The 16,290-nt window shown below is 72.1% G+C and carries 14 protein-coding genes; 9 read left to right on the top strand and 5 right to left on the bottom strand.

Translation table 11 applies throughout. The features are described 5' to 3' along the window. Positions 1 to 131: 131 nt before the first annotated feature. The 4 genes from QTQ03_RS10320 (at position 132) to hisF (ending at position 2,946) form a co-directional block, all read left to right on the top strand. Positions 132 to 575 (top strand): MarR family winged helix-turn-helix transcriptional regulator, encoded by a 444-nt coding sequence (locus QTQ03_RS10320; protein ID WP_289277803.1) that lies wholly within the window; start codon positions 132 to 134, stop codon positions 573 to 575. Positions 576 to 580: 5 nt separating this feature from the next. Then, the gene (locus QTQ03_RS10315) at positions 581 to 1,012 is read left to right on the top strand and encodes an organic hydroperoxide resistance protein (RefSeq protein WP_289280760.1); all 432 of its coding nucleotides are present in this window, start codon (positions 581 to 583) and stop codon (positions 1,010 to 1,012) included. Positions 1,013 to 1,049: 37 nt separating this feature from the next. After that, positions 1,050 to 2,048, top strand: a complete 999-nt coding sequence (locus tag QTQ03_RS10310) for an NADP-dependent oxidoreductase (protein WP_289277802.1) — start codon at positions 1,050 to 1,052, stop codon at positions 2,046 to 2,048. Between the two features lie 130 nt (positions 2,049 to 2,178). Continuing rightward, positions 2,179 to 2,946: an imidazole glycerol phosphate synthase subunit HisF gene (gene hisF / locus QTQ03_RS10305; protein WP_289277801.1), complete on the top strand. Its 768-nt coding sequence runs from the start codon at positions 2,179 to 2,181 to the stop codon at positions 2,944 to 2,946. A 52-nt stretch (positions 2,947 to 2,998) separates the two neighbouring features. Here hisF and QTQ03_RS10300 read toward each other — a convergent pair whose 3' ends face one another. Beyond that, entirely contained in the window at positions 2,999 to 3,460 is a 462-nt protein-coding gene (locus tag QTQ03_RS10300) for a hypothetical protein (RefSeq protein WP_289277800.1), read from the bottom strand. A gap of 191 nt (positions 3,461 to 3,651) precedes the next feature. Continuing rightward, positions 3,652 to 4,287, bottom strand: a complete 636-nt coding sequence (gene yczE, locus QTQ03_RS10295) for a membrane protein YczE (protein WP_289277799.1) — start codon at positions 4,285 to 4,287, stop codon at positions 3,652 to 3,654. 58 nt (positions 4,288 to 4,345) lie between these two features. Between yczE and yczR the strand changes: the two genes are divergently transcribed. From yczR to QTQ03_RS10280, 3 genes are all read left to right on the top strand, one after another. Beyond that, positions 4,346 to 5,803: a MocR-like transcription factor YczR gene (yczR, locus tag QTQ03_RS10290; protein ID WP_289277798.1), complete on the top strand. Its 1,458-nt coding sequence runs from the start codon at positions 4,346 to 4,348 to the stop codon at positions 5,801 to 5,803. A 63-nt stretch (positions 5,804 to 5,866) separates the two neighbouring features. Next, entirely contained in the window at positions 5,867 to 7,177 is a 1,311-nt protein-coding gene (locus tag QTQ03_RS10285) for a low temperature requirement protein A (protein ID WP_289277797.1), read from the top strand. A gap of 53 nt (positions 7,178 to 7,230) precedes the next feature. Beyond that, positions 7,231 to 8,544: a low temperature requirement protein A gene (locus QTQ03_RS10280; RefSeq protein WP_289277796.1), complete on the top strand. Its 1,314-nt coding sequence runs from the start codon at positions 7,231 to 7,233 to the stop codon at positions 8,542 to 8,544. A gap of 47 nt (positions 8,545 to 8,591) precedes the next feature. On the opposite strand, the gene QTQ03_RS10275 is transcribed toward QTQ03_RS10280, so the two are convergent. The 3 genes from QTQ03_RS10275 to QTQ03_RS10265 form a co-directional block, all read right to left on the bottom strand. Continuing rightward, positions 8,592 to 10,418 carry an AMP-dependent synthetase/ligase gene (locus QTQ03_RS10275; RefSeq protein ID WP_289277795.1) on the bottom strand — a complete coding sequence of 609 codons (1,827 nt, stop codon included), beginning with the start codon at positions 10,416 to 10,418 and terminating at the stop codon, positions 8,592 to 8,594. 139 nt (positions 10,419 to 10,557) lie between these two features. Next, on the bottom strand, positions 10,558 to 11,499 hold the full coding sequence (locus tag QTQ03_RS10270) for a terpene synthase family protein (RefSeq protein WP_289277794.1): 942 nt from the start codon (positions 11,497 to 11,499) through the stop codon (positions 10,558 to 10,560). A gap of 113 nt (positions 11,500 to 11,612) precedes the next feature. Further along, positions 11,613 to 12,242, bottom strand: a complete 630-nt coding sequence (locus QTQ03_RS10265) for a TIGR03085 family metal-binding protein (protein WP_289277793.1) — start codon at positions 12,240 to 12,242, stop codon at positions 11,613 to 11,615. A gap of 160 nt (positions 12,243 to 12,402) precedes the next feature. Here QTQ03_RS10265 and QTQ03_RS10260 point away from each other — a divergent pair, with 160 nt between their 5' ends. After that, positions 12,403 to 14,289, top strand: a complete 1,887-nt coding sequence (locus QTQ03_RS10260) for an ABC transporter ATP-binding protein (RefSeq protein ID WP_289277792.1) — start codon at positions 12,403 to 12,405, stop codon at positions 14,287 to 14,289. A 148-nt stretch (positions 14,290 to 14,437) separates the two neighbouring features. Continuing rightward, positions 14,438 to 16,216: an ABC transporter ATP-binding protein gene (locus tag QTQ03_RS10255; RefSeq protein WP_289277791.1), complete on the top strand. Its 1,779-nt coding sequence runs from the start codon at positions 14,438 to 14,440 to the stop codon at positions 16,214 to 16,216. The last annotated feature ends 74 nt before the right edge of the window (positions 16,217 to 16,290 follow it).

Here is a 16,290-nt window from a genome sequence, read left to right as displayed (position 1 = left end):
GGCGCGGCGCCGTCGCGTCGGGCGGCGGCGCTGTCCGGGCGTTGCCGGGTCCGGCCCACGGGAGTGCCCGGTCCAGATGTATTGTGCGCGATTGAATTGCGCGCGATTTAATCGCGCGCTATGGTCTGTCGGTGACCGATGATCTGGTGCTGCGGCGGCAGGTGTGCTTCGCGCTCTACGCCGCGTCGCGTGCCCTGACCGATGTCTACCGGCCCATCCTCGACGGGTTCGGCCTCACCTATCCGCAGTACCTGGTACTTCTGGTGCTGGGGGAGTACGAGGAGCCGCCCACCGTCTCCGTGCTGGGCGAGCGGCTGCACCTGGACTCCGGCACCCTCTCCCCGCTGCTCAAGCGGCTGGCGGCGGCGGGTCTGGTGGCTCGTCGGCGGTCCGCGGCCGACGAGCGGCGGGTGGTGGTCGAGCTGACCGCGCAGGGCCGGGCCCTGCGCGGGCGATTGGCGGACGTGCCGCAGGCGGTGACCCAGGCGACCGGGCTCACCGCCGCGGACCTCGTCGAGCTACGCGACACGCTCACCCGGCTCACCGAGACGATTCATCGACAGAAGGAGCAGTGACCACCATGCAGGTGCTCTACACCGCGCACGCCACCGCCACCGGTGACGGCCGGGACGGCCACGTGCGCACCTCCGACGCCATCCTCGACCTGGATCTCGCGGTGCCGAAGGAGATGGGTGGGGCGGGTGACGCGGCCAACCCGGAGCAGCTGTTCGCCGCCGGCTACGCGGCCTGCTTCCACTCCTCCTTGCGGCTGGCGGGCCGCCGGGCGAAGGCCGACGTCACCGGCTCGGTGGTCGAGGCGGAGGTCGGCGTCGCGCCGAACGGCGGGGGCGGGTTCCAACTGACCGTGGCCCTCGTGGTCGACCTGCCCGCCGTGCCGCGCGCGGTCGCCGAGGGCCTGGTCGCCAAGACGCACCAGGTCTGCCCGTACTCCAACGCGACCCGAGGGAACATCGAGGTCGCGTTGCGTGTCCGCGAGACGCTCGCGGCGTGAGGCCGCACCATCCCTTTGGTCTGACGAAAGGACACCCGTGACCACCAACCGTGAGATCCACCTGGCCTCCCGCCCGCAGGGCTGGCCGACCGAGAAGAACTTCCGACTCGTCACCAACGACGTCCCCACCCCCGCGCCGGGGCAGCTTGTGGTTCGCAACACCTACCTGTCCGTCGACCCGTACATGCGGGCGCGGATGAACGACGTGAAGTCGTACGTTCCGCCGTTCGCGCTGGACGCACCGCTCGACGGCGGGGCCGTCGGCGAGGTGGTCGCCAGCGAGGCGGAGGGGTTCGCCCCCGGTGACACCGTGCTGCACGGGCTCGGCTGGCGGGAGTACGCGCTGCTCGACGCCAAGGCCGCCCGGAAGGTGGACCCCGGCCTCGCACCGGTCACCGCGTACCTGGGCGTGCTCGGGATGACCGGCCTCACCGCGTACGCGGGGCTGCTCGACGTGGCGGCGATGCAGCCGGGGGAGACCGTCTTCGTCTCCGGCGCGGCCGGTGCGGTGGGCAGCGTGGTGGGTCAGATCGCCAAGCTCAAGGGTGCCGCCCGGGTGGTCGGCAGCGCCGGCTCGTCGGCGAAGGTCGACCGGCTGGTGGCGCTCGGCTTCGACGCCGCCTTCGACTACCACGACGGTCCGGTGCGGGAGCAGCTGCGGTCCGCGGCCCCGGACGGGATCGACGTCTACTTCGACAATGTCGGTGGCGAGCACCTGGAGGCCGCGATCGATGCGCTGCGCCCGAACGGCCGGGCCGCCCTCTGCGGCATGATCGCGCAGTACAACGCCACCGAGCCGCCGGCCGCGCCGCGCAACCTGGCGATGCTCATCGGCAAGCAGCTCACCCTGCGCGGTTTCCTGGTCGGCGGCTACGGTCACCTCGGCGACCAGTTCGTGCGGGAGATGGCCGGCTGGCTGCGGGACGGGAAGATCGATTACGACGAGACGGTCGTCGACGGCATCGAGAACGCCCCGGCGGCGTTCCTCGGCCTGCTCCGCGGCGAGAATCTCGGCAAGATGCTCGTGAAGGTGTGAGGAACGGCTCTCCTTGACGGATCCGGCAGAGGATTGGCGGATCCGGCAAGGCCCCGTCCGGGTGGGGCAGCCGCCGGTGGCCGGCCACGCGTCGGCCGCCGGCGGCTGCCCGGTTGGATAGGCTCGCGGCATGACGGTCGCGGTACGAGTCATCCCCTGTCTGGACGTGGACGCCGGACGGGTGGTCAAGGGCGTCAACTTCCTCGACCTGAGGGACGCCGGCGACCCGGTGGAACTGGCCGCGGCGTACGACCGGGCGGGTGCCGACGAGTTGACCTTCCTCGACGTCACCGCCTCGGCCAGCGACCGTGGCACGACGCTCGACGTGGTCCGGCGGACGGCGGAATCGGTCTTCATCCCGCTGACCGTCGGCGGCGGGGTTCGGCAGGTCGGTGACGTCGACACGCTGCTGCGCGCCGGTGCGGACAAGGTGGGCGTCAACACCGCGGCCATCGCCCGCCCGGAGTTGATCGCCGAGATCGCCGACCGGTTCGGCCGGCAGGTGCTGGTGCTCTCCCTCGATGTGCGGCGCGCCCCGGTCGGCACCACGCCAAGCGGGTTCGAGGTGACCACCCATGGCGGCCGGCGCGGCACCGGCACCGACGCCGTCGAGTGGGCCCGACGTGCCGCCGAACTGGGTGCGGGCGAGATCCTGCTCAATTCGATGGATGCCGATGGCACCAAGGCTGGCTTCGACCTGCCGCTGATCCACGCCGTACGGCAGGCGGTCGACGTCCCGGTGGTCGCCAGTGGCGGCGCGGGCGAGGTGCGCCACTTTCCGCCGGCGATCGGCGCCGGCGCGGACGCGGTGCTCGCCGCGAGCGTCTTCCACTTCGGCGAGCTGACCGTGGCGCAGGTCAAGGACGCGCTACGTGGGGCGGGGCACTCCGTCCGTTGACCGGGACGTAGCGGCCCGGCGTGCCGATCCAGGTATGTCGATCGCCGTGTAGTCAGTTCTGGCGGACGTGGTTCTCCGGGGAACGCCGTGGCGCCGGGATCGACCGCACCGCGTACTCCTGGACGGCCGCCGCGTGATCGGCCTCGTCCAGGTGCCAGGCCGCGTCGCCGGGGACGTGGCGGCGGCTGAGCACGCTGTGGACGGTGTCGACGGTCGTGGCCAGGCCGGCGCTGGGGCGGGTGCGCCACAGGTGTTCGCCGTCCGGCGTGATCCGGAACCAGCCGTCGGTGACGGTGATCAGCCCTGCCCCGACCAGCCGGCGGACGGCCACCTCGACCTCGTGCCGCTCCGGGATCGCCTGGTTGAGGTGGTCGGCGGTGGAGAGCACGTCGGCGAGGCGGACCCCTTCGGGCCGACGGCTGGCCGCCGCGCGGCGGTGCCGGCCCGCACCGCTCGCGATCACCAGCGAGACGAAGATCCAGGCGTCGGTCCACCGCCATCGGTTCTCCCCCATGGCCAGATTCTGCCGATCGTCGGCGTGAAAGGAAACACCCTGGCCGCTGCTACCACCCTCGCGTCATCTCCTCGTCACTCTCCGCCCGCTGCTCCTGAGATGTCGACGTGCGCCGTTGATCCCGGTACAGGCGCATGAAACAGGTCATCGGCTGACCACGTTCGCGAGATCGCGCATGGCGGGATGCCGGGTCAGGAGGTGGTGAGGCGGGATGGGTTGGGGATGGGGATCGTGGTGCGGGTGAGGAACAGCTGGGTCAGCGGGCCGATGGTCAGGGCGTATGCCACGGTGCCGACGCCGACCGTGCCGCCGAGCAGCCAGCCCAGCGTCAGCACGGTTATCTCGATGGCCGTGCGGACGAGCCGGATCGAGCGGCCCGGCCGTCGGGCGACGAACCCGGTCATCAGGCCGTCCCGGGGTCCCGGGCCGAGCCGCGCCCCGATGTAGAGGCCGGTCGCCGCGCCGTTGGCGACGATCCCGGCGGCCAGCAGGGTCGCCCGGGCGGCGAACGGCAGGTTCGCGGGCAGCGCCCGCAGGGTGGCGTCGACCGCCAGGCCGATCACCACGATGTTGCTGACCGTGCCGATGCCCGGCCGCTGGCGCAGCGGGATCCACAGGAGCAGCACCAGGGCGCCGACCGCGATGGTCACGGCCCCGAAGGAGAGCCCGGTTCGGTCCGAGAGCCCCTGGTGGAAGACGTCCCAGGGGTCGAGGCCAAGCCCGGAGCGGATCATCAGAGCCATGCTCGCGCCGTAGAGGGCCAACCCCACGTAGAGCTGGGTCAGGCGCCGTATCGGTCGGTACCGGAGATTGCCAATTGATGTCACGCATGCCACCCTAGGGTCCAATTGGCGAGCAGGAAGTGCCAATATTTGAGGGGTGGCCATGAGCAGTCAGGTTCGGGGAGTCCAATTGGCGCGGCTGCTGGGCCAGTGGCATGCACTGCCCGGCCGTCGGCGTAGCCCCGACTACGCGGCACTGGCCGCCGCGGTTCGGGGCCTGCTCGCCGACGGCCGTCTGCCGCTGGGCGTACGCCTGCCGGCCGAACGCGAGCTGGCCGAGGCGCTGCGGATCAGCCGGACGACGGTCACCGCCGCGTACCGGGAGCTGCGGGAGAGCGGCCACCTGGCCAGCCGACGCGGTGCCGGTAGCTGGACCATGCTCCCCGGCAACCACCGGATGGCCGGCACCGGGCTGTGGACCCCGCTGGACGACCGCGACGTGATCGACCTCGGGGTAGCCGCGCTGGCCGCCCCACCCGAGCTGCTACCGGCTGCCCGGGCCGCCGCCGAGGACCTTCCCCGCTACCTCGTCGGGGCGGGATACCACCCGACCGGCGTCATCGAGCTGCGGGAGGCCGTCGCCCGCGCGTTCGGCGAGCGGGGCCTGCCCACCTCGGCGGAGCAGATCATGGTCACCAACGGCGCCCAGCACGCTCTGGACCTGGTGCTCCGGCTCGCGCACAGCCCCGGCAGCAGCGTCCTGGTCGAGGCGCCCAGCTACCCGAACGCACTCGCCGCCCTCTCGGCCCGCCGGGCGCGGATAACCACCCACGGGCTCGCCCTGGACGAGCCCGGCTGGGACGCCGACCTGCTGCTCGGCACCCTGCGCCAGGCCCGCCCCAAGCTTGCCTACCTGATTCCGGACTTCCAGAACCCGACCGGTCACCTGATGTCCGCCCAGCTGCGGGAGCGGCTGGTCGCCACCGCCCATGCCGTGGGCACCGACCTGGTCGTCGACGAGTCCTTCGTGGATCTGCCGCTGGACGGCACGGTGCTGCCGCCGCCGACGGCGAGCTTCGACCGGCACTCCCGGGTAATCACCGTCGGTGGGATGAGCAAGCCGTTCTGGGGCGGCCTGCGCATCGGCTGGATCCGCGCGTCCGCGCCGCAGGTGCAGCGGCTCGCCGCCGCCCGGGTGGGGGTCGACATGGCCAGCCCGGTGCTCGACCAACTGGTCGCCGTCCACCTGCTCGCCCAGGCCCCGACGATCGTGGCGGCCCGCCGAGCCCAGCTCACCGTCCAGCGCGACGCACTGCTCGGCGTCCTCGCCGAGCGACTCCCCGACTGGCGGGTGACCGTGCCGCACGGCGGGGTCACGCTCTGGGCCGAGCTCGACGGGCCAATCTCCAGCGCCCTTGCCCGGGCCGCCGAGGAGGTCGGTGTACGACTGGCGCCCGGCCCCCGGTTCGGCCTGGACGGGACACTGGAGCGCTTCCTGCGGCTGCCCTTCACACTGCCCGCCGTCGACCTGGTGGAGGCCGTTGGCCGAATCGCCGCGGTCCGCTACGACCTGGACCGGTCCGGGTTGCCCCGGTGGCCGGAGCCCGCGGTCATCGCGTGAGCCGGGCCGTCGCGGCCGGTGAAAGTTCCGCCGGCGTCCGACGGGAGTTGACAGACTCGGCTGGTGGGCGGAGGTAGCGGCGTCCAGTGGATGTATCCGATTCGGCCGGGTACGCCCGGGGCGAGGGTGACCCGCCTGGAACTCTTCTACGATCTTGTCTTCGTATTCGCCTTTCTGAACGTCACCACGCTGGGTGCCGCGGACCTCGACTTCGGCGCGCTGGCGCAGTCGATGCTGGTGCTCGCGCTGCTGTGGTGGTGCTGGAGCAGCTTCACCAACCTGGGCAACGCGGTCCGCGCCGACCAGGGGGTGATTCCGCTGGTCGGGTTCGCCACGATGGCGGCGGTGATCGTGATGGCGCTGGCCGTTTCGGAGGCGTACACCGACGTTCCCGGAGGCCTGTTCGGCCCGGTCGTCTTCGTGGCCGCCTACGCCGCGGTCCGTGGCCTCCAGGTGGCGGTGCTGTGGCTGGTGATCCGGGCCGGGCCGTGCCCCCGGCGCCGCATGGTGCTGCTGGCCGCGCCCGTCCTGGCGAGCGCTGCGCTCTTGGTGCTGGCCGCGGTGGTGCCGCAGCGGGTGGCCTCCGGCGGCGCCGAGACCGTCGTGCGACTCGCCCTGTGGTCGGTGGCCGTCGCGCTGGAGTACGCCAGCGGCGGGCTGGTGCAGCGGGCCGGCTGGCGCCTCGTCTCCCCGGGGCACTGGGCCGAACGGCACGCGCTGATCGTGCTGATCGCACTCGGCGAGTCGATCATTTCGCTCGGTCTCGGTCCGAACCTCGGCGGTGATCTGCCGATCACCTGGCCGGTCCTGCTCGGCGCGGTGCTCGGTTTGGCCGTCGTCGCGGCGATCTGGTGGAGCTACTTCGACTCTCTGGTCCTGCGTTTGGAGCAGGCGCTGCACCGGGCCCGTGGCGCCGAGCGGGGTGCCCTGGCCCGCGACACGTACACCTACCTGCACCTGCCGGTGATCGCCGGGATCCTCGTGTTCGCGCTCGGCCTGAAGCGCTTCCTGGCCGACATCTCGGACCCGCGGAGCCCCGAACTGGGCGGCCGGTTGGGTGGGGTCGACCTCGCCACCCTCTACGGCGGCATCCTGCTCTACCTCGCCGCCTACCTTGGCCTCGCGGCCCGCACGTTCCGCCAGCTGACAGCCCGCCCCGTCACGGCATTGGTCCTGATCGTCGCCGCCGTACCGCTGGCTGCCCGGGTGCCGGCCCTGGCCGCGCTGGGCCTGCTGGCGCTGATCACGGTCGCCGTGACGCTCAGCCTGCTCTGGCACCCGCCCCGGTTTCGCGAGCAGGCTCGCACGGAAGCGCTGACGGAGCAGGTGGCTCTGGAGGCCGATCAGCAGCGGTGGTGGCGCCGGCGCGGATGAGCGGGTAACCGGAAGTCGCCTGCGCCCACCGGGCGGGCTGCGAAACTGCCCAGGTGGAGCGGGAAGACAAGATCCGTTGGTCGCGTGCGGTGCGACCGGGCGCACCGGGTTCCCGAACGACCCGGCTGGAGCTCTTCTACGACCTCGTCTTCGTCTTCGCGTTCCTCAACGTCACCGACCTGACCGCCGCCGATCTCAGCTGGCAGGCGTTGTTCCGGTGCGTGCTGGTGCTGGCCCTGCTCTGGTGGTGCTGGTCCGGCTTCGCCGCACTGGGCAACGCGGTCCGCACCGACCAGGGGACCATCCCGCTGGTCGGGTTCGTCACCACGGCCGCGGTCTTCGTGCTCGCGCTGGCCATCCCGTCGGCGTTCGTCGAGATTCCCGGCGGGCTGCACGGTCCGGTGGTCTTCGCCGCGTGTTACTTCCTCGTCCGCGTCCTCCAGGTAGGGGTGTTCGGCTGGGTGGTGCGGTCGGATCCGGACCTGCGTCAACGCTGGCTGCTGTTGCTCGGCCCGGTGCTGATCGCGACCGCCCTGCTGGTCGTCGCGGGGCTGGTGCCGCAGCGCGTCGCCGACGGCGGGGCGGAGCGGCCCCTCCGACTCGTCATCTGGCTCGTGGCGATCGGGGTCGAGTACGGTGCGGGGCTCGCGCTACCCGGTACCGGTTGGACGGTGATCTCCGCTGGTCACTGGGCGGAGCGACACGCGTTGATCGTGCTGATCGCGTTGGGCGAGTCGATCATCTCCTTGGGGCTCGGACCGGAACTGGTCTCCGGCCTACCGTTGACCGCGCCGGTCGTCGTCGCCGCGGTGGTGGGAATCGCGATCGTCGCGGTGCTGTGGTGGGCGTACTTCGACAGTCTGGCCCTCGGGGTGGAGCAGGCACTGCACCGCGCCCGGATGCCCGCTGCCCGCGCGGCACTCGCCCGGAACGCCTACACCTACCTGCACCTGCCGATGGTGGCTGGCGTCATCCTGTTCGCCCTGGCCCTCAAGCGGCTGCTGCACACCGTGTCGGACCCGGACACGCCGCCGTGGGGAGCGTCCCTGCCGGTCATCGAGGTGGTGAGCCTGTACGGCGGGGTGATTCTCTATCTGGCCGCTCTCGCGGTGCTGGGCGCCGTGGCGACGCGGAACGTCCGCTGGCCGCCGGTCACCGCGGTCGCGGTGCTCATTCCACTGATCACCCTGGCCCACCGGCTGCCGGGGCTGGTGGCCCTGGTGCTGCTGGCGACGGTGTGCGCGCTGCTGTTGGTCGTGCAGTTGGTCGCCGACGCGCCGAACCGGCGGACCGTGCGCGAGACGGCACTGCAGGAGCAGCTGGCCGCCGAGGCCGAACAGACCGAATGGCGCCGGCGCTACCTGTGACCGGTGGCGGCCCCGTACCCCTGGTGCGGGGCCGTCGGTCGGACCGGTCAGAGCTCGGCGAGCGTGCCCTCGTACATCTTGTCGATCTCGGTGGCGAAGTTCTTCTCCACGCCGCGGCGTTTGATCTTCAGCGACGGGGTGATCTCGCCGTCCTCGATCGTCAGGTCGCGGGGCAGGATGGTGACCTTCTTGACCGTCTCCCACCGGTTCAGTTTGGTGTTGAGCTGCGCGACGTACTCTTCGACCATGGCCTGCGCCTGCGGGGAGGCGACGATCTCGGCGTAGCTGCGGCCCTCCAGCGGAGTGCCGGCCGCCCAGCCGCTGATCGCTTCCGGGTCGAGGGTGACCACCATCGTGCAGTAGTTGCGGGCCTGCCCGATCACCACCGCCTGCGACGTGTACGGACAGGTCGCCTTGAACATCCCCTCGATGTGCGATGGGGCGACGTACTTGCCACCCGACGTCTTCACCAGGTCCTTCTTGCGGTCGGTGATTCGCAGGTAGCCGTCTTCGAGGGTGCCGATGTCACCGGTGCGGAAGAAGCCGTCCTCGGTGAACGCCGCGGCGGTCTCCTCCGGCAGGTTGTGGTAGCCACGCATGACAGGCCGGCCCTTGACCAGGATCTCGCCGTCGGTGTCGATCCGGCACTCCAGGTCGCCGAGCGCCCTGCCGACCGTGCCGATGCGCAGCTGCCCGTCTGGCGGGTTGACGAAGTTGCCGGCACTGGTCTCGGTGAGGCCGTACCCCTCGGAGATCGGCAGGTTGGCGGCGGCGAAGAAGGTGGCGATCTCGGGGCTGAGCGGGGCCGCGCCCGACACGAGTACTCGGATCCGGCCGCCGAGCCGCGCCTGGAGCTTGCTGAAGACCAGCTTCTCGGCTATCGCGTACTTGAGTCTGAGGCCGAGCGGAACCGGTTTGCCCGCCTGCTCCAGCGTGACCTTCTCCTTGCCGACCCCGACGCCCCAGGCGAAGATCTTGGCCTTCGCGCCGCCGGCGTCCTGGGCGGTGGTGACCGCGCGGTTGTAGACCTTCTCGAAGACCCGCGGCGCGGCGCACATCACCGTCGGCCTGACCACACCGAGCAGGTCGACGAGCTTGTCCGCCCGGCCGTCGACGTAGGTCGGCAGGGCCACGTGGGTGGTGCCACAGAGCAGCGTCTTGCCGAACGAGTGGGACAGCGGGAGCCACAGGTACTGCATGTCGTCGTCGCGCAGCAGGCCGACCTCAGCCTGCGCGACGCCCTCCCAACACCAGCCGCCGTGCAGCAGCTCGACGCCCTTCGGCTGCCCGGTGGTGCCGGAGGTGTAGATCAACGTGGCCAGCTGCTCCGGACCGATCCCGGCGACCAGCATGTCGATCAGGTCGGGCTCGGCGGCGAGCGCCGCGTGGCCGCGTTCCTCCAACTCGGGGAGGGTCAGCTGCGGGATCGCCGCCGTGGGGTCTGCCTCGCCGTCGAAGAGCACCACGTGGGTCAGTGCGGGCAGGTCCGCGCCGCTGAGCTTTGCCGCCTGCGCCGGGTTCTCCGCGAACAACACCCTGGAACCCGAGTCCGCGACGATGTAGGTCGCGTCTTCCGGCTCCGTGGTGGGGTAGACGGTGGTGGTCGCGCCGCCGGCGCACATGATGCCGAAGTCGGCGAGCACCCACTCGAGTCGGGTGCTCGCCAGGATCGCCACCGGGTTCTCCTGGCGGATGCCCAGGCCGTGCAGGCCGGCGGCGATCGCCTTGGCGCGGTGGGCCACCTGCTCCCAGGTCAACCAGACCGGTCCCGAATCGTCCGGGGACGGGTAGGCGAAGGCGCGGCGGTCGGGGGTCGCCGCGACACGCTTCAGGAACATGTCAGGAATGGAACGGTACGGTACATCGAGAGCCATCGCTGCAACCGCCTTCGGGGGTGATGGCGTGACGGCTGTCACTCCATAGGTGTTACCGAAGGGTATTGTCTGCCCCCGGGCGTCGGCTAGCCCTCCACGCGGGCGCCGGCCGGTGTCTCGCGACGTGAAACGCCTCCGGTCAGGCGTACCGGGCGGCCGTCTGCGACCAGTCGTAGGTGGCCCGGATCCAGTTGCGGCGGCTCCGCAGCACGGTCCGCAGCGCGTCGTCCCCGCGCGCCGAGAGCGCCTCCTCCGCTGCCAGGTACGCCGACAGTCCCCGGTTGAACCGGTCCGCCGCTGCGCGCAGCGCGGCCTCCTCGTCCCCGCCCGACCCCTCGGCCAGCACGGTGACCAGATTGTGCGAGTCCGGGCCGGCGCGGTTCTCCTTGTCGTAGGAGAACAGGTCGTTGCACCAGCACACCAGGTCGGCGGCGAGTAACTCGAGGGCGACCAGCCCCGGGTCGGCGCGCCGCCCGGGCCCCGGCAGCCCGCCGGCGGCGAGGTCGGTGAGGGTGAAACTGGGCTGGACCCCGCCGGTGTGCCGGCGCATCTGCACGTACTCGTCGACCGCCGGCACCCGGCCGTGCTCTCGGTTGACCGCCTCCCACAGCAACGCGAGCAGGTAGTCGCGGACCTGGCTGGTGAAGCGCAGCAGCAGCCCGGGCGGTCCGAAAAGGCGGACCCGCCGGCACAGGTCCGCCAGCGCCTCGCCCAGCGGCCCGCTCTCGGTCGCCGGCGTCGCCCGCGGGTCGCCGTGCCGGTCCAGCACGTCGAGCAGCGCGGCGACGGTCGGGGCCAGCCGGGTGGGCGCCACGCCGAGGCCGTCCTCGTCACAGGCGTCGTCCATGACGAACAGCCAGGAGATCAGATCGGCCAGCAGGCGCATCCGCTCGACCGGCGCGGCGGGGCAGACACGTCCGGCGAGGCCGGCGGCGTCCGCCCGGCTGAGCCGTTTCCCGCTCGTGACCAGACCGAGGCGTTGCGCCCAGGCGATGCTCTCCCGCCCCACCCGCGCGGTTTCCCCGTGCCGCCCGGCGGGAAAGGGGGGTTCACGAAGCGCCGAGACCGCGAAGGTCCGCATGGTGCCCCCCTGTCGCGCCGCCCCGGGCGGGCGACGCGGCACAGCGTACGGGAGGAAGGTGACGGTCCGGTTAGTGGATCGTCCGCGACGAGTCACCGATTCCGCGCAGCGGGTCAGATGCCCAGCCGGGCGGCCCGGAGTCGGTCTGCCAGCAAGGCCGGCCCGTCGACCTGGACGCGCGCCGCCCGCTGCCGGCCGGTGAGAAACAGCGCCAGCTCGCCCGGCGGTCCCACCACCCGGACCGGTTCCCCGCCCCGCCCGGCCGACAGTTCCCCATACTCGGGTGCCTGGATCAGCACGTCGGCCGGAAAGCGGCGGAGCATCACCCGGGCCAGCGCGGTCGCCCGCTTCCAGAGTGCCCGGTGCAGCCCGGCCGGCAGGTCGCGGGGCAGCCAGTCCGGCCGCCCGCGCCGGACGTCCTCGTGGTGGACGAAGAACTCCATCGTGTTGGCCAACTCGTCGGTCAGCGGGTTGCTGACCGGGCTCCACGCCGGCGGCCGGCGTACCTGGTCGACCAGGCTGGGCCAGGGCCGGGCGGCGATCCGGAGGCGGACCCGTTCCGCGTACCCCCGTAGCGGCGGAAGCGCTATGCCCCCGGCCGCGTCGGGGCGCCGCTCCCGGAGCACCAGGTGGGCGGCGAGGTCACGGGTCGTCCAGCCGTCGTTGAGCGTCGGTGCGTCCGGTCCGAGCGTCTGGAAAAGGTCGGCGAGCGCCTGGCGCTCCGATCGGGCGTAGCGCGGCATGGCTCGATGGTATGCGTCGACGGCCGAGGGCGCACCGTCGCGGGCGGGGCGCGGACGACGGGTCACGGCCGTCGGGTCACAGGTCCTTCCCCGGGTCGGCGGAGCACGCCCCGACGCGTAAGGATGGGAGGGACAACCGTGGCCTACGGCGGGGGATGGCGTGGCGAGCAGGGCGAGTCGGGACGTGGTTTGGCGGGGGCTGGCCGTCCTCGGCCGGGCGATCCGGGAACAGCCGCGGATCTTCGCGGTGGCGGTGGCCGGCAGCGTGCTGTTCGGGCTGATGGTCGTCGCCAGCGCGTACGTGGTCGGCGCGGTGGTCGGTGACGTGGTCGTGCCAGCGGTCGAGGACGGGTCGGTGGAGACCGGTGCGCTCGCCCTGGCCGCCGTCGCGCTCTTCGGCATCAGCGTGCTGCGGGTGGTCGGCATCTTCGGCCGCCGGCTCGGCGCCGGTTACATGCAGTTCCGGCTTCAGGCCGCCTACCGTCGCCGGGTCACCCGGCGTTACCTCGACCTGCCACTGTCCTGGCATCACCGCAACGCCACCGGCACGCTGCTGTCCAACGCCAACTCCGACGTCGAGGCCGCCTGGCATCCGATCGCGCCCCTGCCCTTCGCGGTCGGCACCCTGGTGATGCTGGTCGGTGCGGTGGTGTCGCTGTTCGTCACCGACTGGGCGCTCGCGCTGGTCGGTCTCGCCGTCTTCCCGGCGTTGTTCGCGCTCAACGTGGTCTATTCCCGCCGGATGGCTCCCCGCCAGGCCCACGCGCAGCGGCTGCGCGCGGAGGTGAGCGGCATCGCCCACGAGAGTTTCGACGGCGCTCTGGTGGTCAAGACCATGGGGCGCGAGGCGCAGGAGACCAACCGGTTCGGCAGCCGCGCCCGGGAGCTGCGGGACGCGCTGGTGTCGGTCGGGCGGCTGCGTGGAATCTTCGATCCGATGCTGGAGACCCTGCCGAGCCTCGGCACCCTCGCGGTACTGGTGGTCGGCACAGTCCGACTGCGGCAGGGGGCGATCAGCGTCGCCGAGCTGGTCAGCGTGGCGTTCCTGTTCACCGTGCTGGCGTTCCCGGTGCGGGCGATCGGCTGGGTACTGGCCGAGCTGCCGCGCAGCGTCGCCGGCTGGGACCGGGTCCGGCGGGTCCTCGACGCCACCGGCGAGATGCCGTACGGCCACAGCGTCCTCGATCCGGTCGATCCCCGACCGGCCCCGCTCACCTTCACCGACGTCCACTTCGGCTACGAGCCGGCTGAGGCGCACCTGCCGGGTGCCGAGGTGCTCGGCGAGGTCAGCTTCACCGTCCCGGCCGGGACGACGGTGGCGCTGGTCGGGCCGACCGGCGCCGGCAAGTCGACGATCGCCTCCCTCGCCGTCCGACTGGTCGACCCGCGCGCCGGCAGGGTCGCCATCGACGGGGTGGACGTGCGGGACCTCACCGCCGACTCGCTCGCCCGAACGGCGGCGCTGGTCGCGCAGGTGCCGTTCGTCTTCGACGACACCGTCCGGGCGAACATCACCCTGGACCGTCCGAGCATCGGCGACGACGAGGTCTGGGCGGCGCTGCGCCTGGCCGAGGCGGACGGCTTCGTCGCCGCCCTTCCCGATGGGCTGGACACCCGGGTGGGGGAGCGGGGCACGTCGCTCTCGGGCGGCCAGCGGCAGCGGCTCACCCTGGCCCGTGCCCTCGCTGGCCGGCCGCGCCTGCTCGTGCTCGACGATGCCACCAGCGCGGTCGACCCGAGGGTGGAGGCGGCGATCCTCGCCGGGCTGCGCGCCGCGCCGGGCGAGCGGGGGACGGCGGCCGCGTCCATCCTCGTGGTCGCGTACCGACAGGCGACGATCGCACTCGCCGACGAGGTGATCTACCTGCAGCACGGGCGGGTGGTAGCCCGGGGCACCCACGCCGAGCTGCTCGCCACCGTTCCCGGCTACGCCGACCTGGTCACCGCGTACGAGCAGGCCGAGGCCGAGCAAGACCAGCAGCGCACGTACGACGGCGAGGTCATGCCGCCGGTGACCTCCGGCCTGGAGATGGAGGTGGACCGGTGATCGAGCCCCGCGGGCGCGAACGAAAAGGGGAGCCCGGTGAGCGCGAGGAGCGAGCTTGCGAGCCCCGCGGGCGCGAACGAAAGGGGAGCCCGGTGAGCGCGAGGAGCGAGCTTGCGAGCCCCGCGGGCGCGAACGAAAGGGGAGCCCGGTGAGCGCAGCGCTGGAGGCGCCGGACGCGACCGAGTCAACCTGGCGGACGCTGCGTCGCGGTCTCGCGCTCTCCCCGGAGCTGCGGGTCGGCCTGACCGGCACGCTCGGTCTGGCCCTCGTCTACATGGTCGGCCGGGCGGCCGTGCCGGTAGCGGTGCAGCAGGGCATCGACAACGGCATCGCCGGCGGTCTCCGGCTGGGCGTGGTGTGGACGGTCGTGGCCGTCACCACCGCGGTGCTCGCCGTGACCACCACCTGCGGCTATCTGATGATGCGCCGGCTGTTCACGGTCAGCGAGACCGCGCTGGCCAATGTGCGGGTGCGGGCCTTCCGGCACGTGCACGACCTGTCGATGCTGCACCAGCAGTCCGAGCGGCGGGGCTCGCTGGTCTCCCGGGTGACCAGTGACGTCGACCAGATCACCCAGTTCCTCCAGTGGGGCGGCGTGATCCTTCTGATCAACCTCGGCCAGCTGGTGGTGACCACGGCCGTCATGCTCGCGTACTCCTGGCAGCTGACCTTGGTGGTGTTCGCCGCCTTCGGCCCGGCGGTGTTCGTGATCCGAGGCCTCCAGCGGCGCCTCGCCGGGGCGTACGCAGTGGTGCGGCAGCGCACGGGCACGCTGCTCGGCGTGATCGCCGAGAGTGTGGTGGGCGCGCCGGTGATCCGGGCGTACGGGATCGCCGGGCGGACCGCCGGGCGGCTCGACGACGCGATCGACAACCAGCGGCGAGCTCAGCAGCGGGCCATCCGAATCAGCGTCCTGGGCAGCTCGACCGGGGAGATCGCGGCGGGGCTGGCCCTGGCCGGCGTGGTGGTGCTCGGGGTGCTGCTCGGTGCCGATCGTACGCTCAGCATCGGCGAGGTGACCGCGTTCCTGTTCCTGGTCACCCTCTTCATCCAGCCGGTGCAGATCGCCACCGAGGTGCTCAACGAGGCGCAGAACGCGATCGCCGGCTGGCGTCGGGTGCTCGATGTGCTGGATGTCGCGCCGGACGTCGCCGACCCGGCCGAGCAGGGGCGGGACCTGCCAGCGGGCCCGCTGGACATCCGCTTCGCCGGTGTCGGGTTCACGTACCCGGGTGGGGCGCCGGTGTTGCACGCCATCGACGTGGAAATCCCGGCGAAGAGCCGGGTGGCGGTGGTCGGCGAGACCGGCAGCGGCAAGACCACGTTCGCGAAGCTGCTCACCCGCCTGATGGACCCGACCGAGGGGGCTGTGCTGCTCTCCGGGGTGCCGCTGCGGCAGGTGCGGTTCGCCTCGCTGCGCTCGCGGGTGGTGATGGTGCCGCAGGACGGGTTCCTGTTCGACGCCACGGTCGCGGAGAACGTCCGCTTCGCCCGCCCGGAACTGACCGACGAGCAGTTGGTCGCCGCGTTCACCGAGTTGGGGTTGGTCGACTGGTTGGACGGGCTGCCGGCCGGCCTTCACACGCCGGTGGGGGAGCGCGGCGAGGCGCTGAGCGTCGGCGAGCGTCAGCTGGTCGCGCTGGCCCGGGCGTACGTCGCGGACCCGGACCTGTTGGTGCTCGACGAGGCTACCAGCGCGGTCGATCCGGCCACCGAGGTACGGCTGCAACGGACGTTGGACGCGGTGACCCGGGGCCGGACCACGCTCGCCATCGCGCACCGGCTCTCCACCGCGCAGGCCGCCGACGAGGTGATCGTGGTGGATCGGGGCCGAATCGTGCAGCGCGGCCCGCACGAGGAGCTGGTCCGCGACCCCGAGTCGGTGTACGGGCTGCTCTACGCCTCCTGGTTGGAGCAGACCAGGTAGGCGTGGCCGGGGGTGCTGCTGGTATTCCACGTAACTGGGTGCCTGCTGGTAGGCGTGGCAGGGTGTTGCTGCCG

Source organism: Micromonospora sp. WMMA1363 (genome assembly GCF_030345795.1).
GTDB lineage: Bacteria > Actinomycetota > Actinomycetes > Mycobacteriales > Micromonosporaceae > Micromonospora.
This window is presented reverse-complemented; position numbering and strand designations above follow the sequence as displayed.